The organism is Thalassospira xianhensis MCCC 1A02616, assembly GCF_003326475.1.
Classification (GTDB): Bacteria; Pseudomonadota; Alphaproteobacteria; order Rhodospirillales; family Thalassospiraceae; genus Thalassospira; species Thalassospira xianhensis.
The window spans coordinates 26,290-33,311 of the sequence record NZ_JPWA01000045.1 but is presented as its reverse complement, the minus strand read 5'-3'; the positions used below and the strand labels follow the sequence as shown (position 1 = coordinate 33,311).

Sequence of the window (7,022 nt, the reverse complement as noted above, 5' to 3'; positions counted from 1 at the left end):
GCCTGGTGGCAATGACGGTATTCTGGGAGCGCCTTCACCCGGGGGCGAGGGCCCGGGCACCGAAGGTGGCACAGGTGAGACATCCACGGGCGACGGCGGTGGCGATCAGGCCATGAGCGATGGCAAGGGCGAGGCGGAACTGGCCAAAGCGCTTGAAGATTTCAGTGTGCAACTGGCGGCCTTTGGCGATGCCGCCGAAATGGAGACGATGCTGCTTGATCAGGTTCTGGGCACCTATCGTATTCCGGCGTGACGATTTGATTGATGATTTCCGGGCGGTCGAACCTGTCTGACCGCCGGATTGAAAAATGCCCCGACCGGTTGTGAAGAACCAGGCGCGGGGCAATATGGGAACAGGGATGCTGCGGTTTCTGGACAGAACCGGAGCAGGCCCGGATGATGCAACGGATTACCGGATATGTATCGGGCAGATATTCGGGAATTTGAATTTACTTGGGGGAATACCGTCTTGGTTAATCGTGCTTTGAAGTTTCCCGGGACTTTCCGAAAATGGCGGAATGTGGCTGTCGCACTGACAACGGCGGCATTGTTATCGGCCTGTGCCGTTGCGCCAGAGCCGTTGACGGTGACAGAAAACAATGCGCGCGTGGAAAAGGATCTGGCGCGCCTGTTTGAAAAACAGGAAAAGATCAACGGTCCGCTGACGCTTGAAGAAGCGATTGCGCGCGCACTTAAATACAACCTCGATCACCGGCTGAAACTGATGGAAGAAGCGGTGGCGATGGGGCAGCTTGACGTTGCCAATGTCAATCTTCTGCCGGATGTTGTTGCCAGTTCGGGCTGGACGCAGCGTAGCCGTCCGGATTCCACTTTTAACGAGGACAAGACTTCTACCTCGATCAGTTCGGACAAGAAAATCCGCGATAGCGACCTGACGGTAAGCTGGAATGTTCTGGATTTTGCCATCGGCTACATGCGTGCCCATCAGCAGGCGGACATGGCGCTTATCGTCAAGGAACGCCGTCGCCAGGTGATCCATAACGTTATCAATGATACGCGCAGTGCCTATTGGCGCGCGGCTGCGGCCGAACGGGCGCTGGTGCAGTTCAAACCGGTACTGGAAAAGGTTCGTACGGCACTTTCGCGTTCGGAAACGCAGGTGCGTGAACGGGTTGGTGCGCCGCTTGATGCGCTGACCTATCAGGAAGACCTTCTGCTGACCCTGCGCGAGCTTGAAACCCGCCAGCGTCAGCTGGTTGAAGCGCGCACCGAGCTTGCCGTTCTGATGAATATTCATCCCGATAGTGACTTTACGGTCGAGGCCGCTGTTGAACCCGACAGTGGCCCGATGCCGGTTCTGGCGATGACTTCCGAGCAACTTGAACTGGAAGCACTGAAAAACCGTTCGGAACTGCGTTCGGAAGCCTATCAGTTGCGGATCAATCAGCAGGAAGCAAAGATTGCCATCGTGCAGATGGTGCCGGGGCTTAATTTCAGTGCCGGTATCAATCACACGACCGACAGCTACAAGGTCAATTCCGACTGGTACGAGGGATCGCTTGATCTTTCATGGAACCTGATGCAGCTGTTCAAGGCACCGGCAAACATGCGCCTTGCCGACAGTCAGATCGAGCTTTCGGAAGTGCGCCGTCTTGCATTGAGCATGGCGGTCATCAGTCAGGTCAATATTGCGCAATTGCGGTTTGCCTTTGCCAAACGCGATTATGAACTGACCGACCGGATTGCATCGGTGCAGGACCAGATATCGGAAACCGTCAATGCCAGCCAGTCGGCCAATGCGGTCGGTGAAGGGCAGGCGATCCGGGCCGATGTCCGGGCGTTGCTGAGCAATCTGCAACGCGATATGGCCTATGCCGACATGCAGGCATCCTATGGCCGTCTGTTTGCGTCGATCGGTGCCGATCCGTTCCCGAATGATATCCCCGATGATTCGGTCGATACCCTTGCCCGGAGCGTGGGCGAGGTTTTGACGCGCTGGAACCAGGGGGATTATGATGCACCGGTTACCGTGGCCGAAGGGGACAAAGGCCCGGTGGCAGAAAATGAAATGAAGCAGGCCGCTGTTCAGTGATGCTTTTTGCCATGACGTCGTTGCGCGGATATCGGATTGACGGTCCGGGCCGCAAATTTACCGCCGCCGCAAGCATGTTCTGCATGCTTGCGGTTTCGGCTTTTTTGTTACCGGTTTCAGCAGACGCGCAGGAAAGAACGGATCCCCTCGAAACACGGGTTCTGGTGACCACGCAGGATCGGGCCGTTCTTGCCGGTGAACTTGCCGCCAGAATTGACAGGATGGCGGTCCGTCCGGGGCAGGCATTCAGGAAAGGCGATCTGCTGATTTCGTTTGATTGTGCGGCCTACAAGGCACAGCGCGCAACCGCGGCAGCCGATTATCGCCAGGCCGATGCCCAACTGAAATCGCAAAAACGTCTGTTTGAATTGCGCAGTGTCGGCGAGCTTGATGTCGTCATGGCCGAAGCCGCAAGGGACCGGACACTTGCGCAGTTGCAGCTTCAGGATGTGTATCTTGACCGCTGCAAGATCACGGCACCCTATGACGGGGCTGTCGTCCAATGGCTGAGCCAACCTTATCAGATTGCCAATCCCGGTGATGAACTGATGGAAATCATCGGTTCGGGCAATCTCGAACTTGAACTGATCGTGCCGTCAAGCTGGCTGTCATGGCTTTCAACCGGGCAGAGCTTCAAGGCACGGATCGAGGAAACGGGATCGGTCATTGCGGCAACCACCGAAAGGATCGGTGCCGATATTGACCCGGTCAGCCAGACGGTTAAAGTCTTTGCAGCCATAAATGGCGATGCCGGAAAGCTGTTGCCGGGCATGAGCGGTGTTGCTGTTTTTGAACCGGAATCCTGACGGCTTCGGGCACAGGATCAAGCCGCGCGCGACCAGAACCGACGGGTAAAATGAGTACCATCACAGCATCCGCAATTTTGCTGGGCATTGAAAAATCCATCCGTCAGGCCCGGGATATGACCGCACTTCAGTTCGTCGCCGTCACCGAGACGCGCCGTCTGATTTCCTATCAGCAGGCGGTATTGCTTTCGCATGGGCTGGACGGGAAATTGCGCGTGGTGGCTGTCTCGAACGTGCCGACGGTGGATCGCAATGCCCCCTATATCCGGTTTGTCGAAAAACTTGCCAATCGGAATATCCGGGCCGATCAGAAAAGGACATTTTCGCGTTCAGCGGATGGTGCTGATTTCGAAGCGGACTGGCGGGAGTTTCTTCAGGACAATATCCTTTCCCAGCCGGTTCTTGCGCCGGACGGTACGCCGCTTGGCCTTCTGTTACTGATCCGGGCCCCGGAATGGCAGGACGGGGAGCTTCTTCTTGTCGAACAACTGACCGATGCGCTTGGCCATGCGTGGAATGCGCTTCGCCCGCGCAAAAGGCGGGGCGGGTTGTTTGAGGCCGGGAAAAAACGGCGGGCTGTTGTGGCCGGGGTTTTGATCGGTCTTGTCATTGTGCTGTCGATCCCGGTTCGGCAAAGCATTATCGCGCCTGCGACAGTCATGCCACGTGATCCGGTCATGATTGCCGCCCCGATCACCGGCGTTATTCGCGAAATCCACGTCCGCCCGAACGCACCGGTGGCAAAGGACGATCTTCTGTTTTCCTTCGAGGATGCGGAATTCCGGGCGAATTATGAAATAGCCCTGCGTGCGGTGGATACCGCCGAGGCCGAACTGCGCCGTGCATCGCAGCAGGCATTTGGTGACGCCAAAGGCCGTGCCGAAGTTGCCCTGTCGCAGACCCGTCTGGCCCTGCGTCAGGAACAGGCCGAATTCAGCCGCTATCAGCTTTCCCAGGTTGAGGTCAGGGCACCGCAATCGGGCATCGCCATTTTCAGTGATTCCAATGACTGGCGGGGGCGACCTGTTTCAACCGGTGAACAGGTCATGGCCATTGCCGCCCCCGATGCCGCCGAACTTGGTATTTCCATTCCGGTTTCCGATGCCATCGCCCTGCAATCGGGGGCGGAAGTCCGGCTGTTTCTGGATGCTGATCCGCTTGGTTCGGTTGATGCAACGCTTGAATATGCCGCCTATCAGCCAAAGGAAACGCCCGAAGGCATATTGGCCTATCAGGCGGTGGCGCGTTTCGACAGCCCGGATGACATTCCCCGTATCGGTTTGAAGGGATCGGCCAAGATCATGGGGGATCATGTTCCCCTGGCGCTGTTCCTTTTCCGTCGGCCGCTTTCGGCCCTGCGCCAGATGATCGGGTTCTGAGCGGATGGCAATCGCATCGCAGGATCAGGCAAAGGATATGGTTGTACCGCCGCTTCGCGAAGACCTGCGACTTCTGCCCGCCGGAACGGATGAATATGGCGCGCCGTGCTGGACGATCCATGACCCGGTGCGCAACCGCTATTTCCGGATCGGTTATGCCGCGTTTGAGATGTTGCGCCGGTGGCCGTTGCGGCAGGGGCAGGCGATCATTGACCGGATTTGCCGCGATACGGTTCTGAGCGTTGACGCGGCATCGCTGAGCGGACTGATAAAGTTCCTGCATGGCAATGGTCTGTTGCAGCGTGACAGCAGCGAGACCGTGGCCGAGTTTTCGCGCATTGCCAATGCCGGCAAACCGCCCTTCTGGAAATGGGCGATCCATAATTACCTTTTTGTTCGCGTCCCGCTGGTTCATCCGGACGGTTTCCTGCGCAGAACCCAGGCCATTGCCGATGTGATTGCATCGCGACCTGTTCAGTTGGGCGTACTGTTTCTGGGCATCATCGGCATTTTTCTGACATTGCGCCAATGGGACCTGTTTGTGTCGACATTCATGGGCTTTGCCAACTGGCAGGGCGTGGTGTGGATGGCCATTACCCTGACCCTGGCCAAAATCCTTCATGAATTCGGGCATGCCTATAGTGCGGCGCGCTATGGCTGCCGGGTTCCGTCGATGGGGGTTGCCTTTCTGGTGATGTATCCGGTGCTTTATACCGATACATCCGATGCGTGGCGGATCATCAGCAAGGAAAAAAGGCTGCGTATTGCGGCGGCCGGTATCCGGGTTGAACTCGCACTTGCGCTGCTGGCGACTTTTTTCTGGCATATTGTCCCGCCGGGGCCCTTGCAAAGTGCCGTGTTCCTGCTGGCGACGACCACCTGGATCACAACACTTCTGATCAATCTAAGCCCTTTCATGCGGTTTGACGGTTATTATCTGCTGTCGGATTTTCTGGGTATTGCCAATCTGCAAAACCGGTCCTTTGCAATGGCCAAATGGACGATCCGCGAAATGCTTTTCCGGTTCGGGCATCCGGCCCCGGAACCGATGCCGCGAAAAAAGCGGCGGATGCTGACGGTTTTTGCGATTTCGGTGTGGATTTATCGCTTCTTTCTGTTTCTTGGCATTGCGCTTGTCGTTTACCACCTGTTCTTCAAGGTTCTCGGCATTATCCTTTTTGTCGTCGAAATCGCGTGGTTCATCGTCATTCCGGTTTTCAGCGAAATGAAACACTGGTGGAAAGATCGCCATTTGGCAAAAGCAACACCGTCTCTGGTCGCGACCGGATTGCTATTATTGGTGCTGGCCGTTCTGACATTCGTGCCGTGGCAATCACGTGTTTCGGCAGATGCGGTGCTTCAGGCCGGCAATGATGCGGAAATCATCAGCACGGTTGCAGGCCAGATTGCCGAAATCACGGTTAAAAAAGGGGACCGGGTCCGTGCCGGGGATACGATTGCCATCCTGAGCGCGCTGGAACTTGATGCCGAACACCGTATCCGCGAACTGGAACTTGCCGAGGCGCGGATATTGCTGGCGCAAACCGAGGCAAGCCGGGATGATCTTGGCGACTATGCCACCCGTCTTCAGGAAATGCGCCGTCTGGCCGCCCGGATCGTTGCACTGGAAGCCCGTCAGGATCTTTTGACCCTGCGGGCACCGATAGACGGCTTTGTTCGTGAATTGACCGAGGATCTCCGGGTTGGCGACTGGATCGCACCGCGCACCCCGATTGCGCGGATTGTCGGCGCCAGTGAACGGTCGTCATGGGAAGTCATTGCCTATGTCTCCCAGCGCGATATTGCCCGGATTGGAAACGAGCCTTCGGCAAAGTTCTATCCCGAACAGGTTACGCAACCCGTTCTTGACATCGGGATCGGGACGGTCGAGCGGTTTAACAGCACTTATATAGAGGCACCTGCACTTGCCGCGGTCCATGGCGGCACAATTGCGGCGACGGTTGACAGGGAGGGCCGCTATACACCACATGATCCTGTCTTCAAGGTGGAGGGGATCGTTGCAACGGGCAAGGAAAACACCCCGGTTCAGACGGACTTTTCCATGATGCAGCGCGGCACGTTACAGATTGACGCAGAACCCATGAGCTGGGCACGCCGCCTTTACGAGGCGGTCGTTGCAGGCCTTATTAGAGAGGCGAGTTTCTGAGGGATGGCTGACGCGAGATCAGCCAGAAAGTCCTTTGCCCATATAAGGGCATCGGGTTATTCGCCCGCCAGTTCACCGCAACCCGTTTCCAGAAGGGCGATGACGTGCGGGGCGAAGGAGCGCCAGAGATCGAGGCGGTAATCCTGATCGCCATCCCGCCACAGCACCGTCGTGACACCATCAAAGACCGTGCGGCGGGCTTCGCCGACCGGGAGCTGATCAAGGTCACGTGGGCATCCGATGGTGATAAGGTCGCTGGCCTTAGGGCCTGTGATCCGCACGGTAACCTCGCGGTCGGAAATTTCCGTCAGGCTGTGCGGGGTTTTGGCATAAATTGCCGCACAGGCATCGGTGATCATTCCTGCCTGATCTTCGGGGGCGATGATCGTCCATTCGTCCGGGCCAAGGCATATGATTTCAATATCCCCTTTGCGCCCGCACTGGCCGATTTTGGCCGGAAGGGTTATGCCCAGTGCCTTTGACAGGGCTTTCTGTTCGGGCGTTGCGGCCCGAAGCGAAAAGCGGGCGACAGGGGGCAGAAGTGCTACACGCACGGCGGAGCTTTCGGCCAGTATCCCGGCTTTGGACAGGTCGATATGTGCAGTCATTGCAGTCAT

6 protein-coding genes are annotated in these 7,022 nt (G+C 57.2%); 5 read left to right on the top strand and 1 reads right to left on the bottom strand.

Annotation, left to right across the window (positions count from 1 at the left end; all coding sequences use genetic code 11):
- The 5 genes from TH5_RS25720 to TH5_RS22730 form a co-directional block, all read left to right on the top strand.
- On the top strand, positions 1-253 hold a 253-nt coding region (locus TH5_RS25720), incomplete at its 5' end, for a hypothetical protein (protein ID WP_208638522.1).
- Positions 254-520: 267 nt separating this feature from the next.
- A complete protein-coding gene (locus TH5_RS22745; RefSeq protein WP_167443638.1) occupies positions 521-2,053 on the top strand; it encodes a TolC family protein in 1,533 nt (510 codons plus the stop codon).
- An 11-nt stretch (positions 2,054-2,064) separates the two neighbouring features.
- A complete protein-coding gene (locus TH5_RS22740; protein ID WP_167443637.1) occupies positions 2,065-2,859 on the top strand; it encodes an efflux RND transporter periplasmic adaptor subunit in 795 nt (264 codons plus the stop codon).
- A 50-nt stretch (positions 2,860-2,909) separates the two neighbouring features.
- Positions 2,910-4,238 carry an efflux RND transporter periplasmic adaptor subunit gene (locus TH5_RS22735; protein ID WP_114123797.1) on the top strand — a complete coding sequence of 443 codons (1,329 nt, stop codon included), beginning with the start codon at positions 2,910-2,912 and terminating at the stop codon, positions 4,236-4,238.
- Between the two features lie 4 nt (positions 4,239-4,242).
- Positions 4,243-6,405, top strand: a complete 2,163-nt coding sequence (locus TH5_RS22730; RefSeq protein ID WP_114123796.1) for a site-2 protease family protein — start codon at positions 4,243-4,245, stop codon at positions 6,403-6,405.
- A gap of 56 nt (positions 6,406-6,461) precedes the next feature.
- Here the strand turns inward: TH5_RS22730 and TH5_RS22725 are convergent, their stop codons facing one another.
- Positions 6,462-7,013: a sarcosine oxidase subunit gamma gene (locus TH5_RS22725; protein WP_114123802.1), complete on the bottom strand. Its 552-nt coding sequence runs from the start codon at positions 7,011-7,013 to the stop codon at positions 6,462-6,464.
- Between the last annotated feature and the right edge of the window lie 9 nt (positions 7,014-7,022).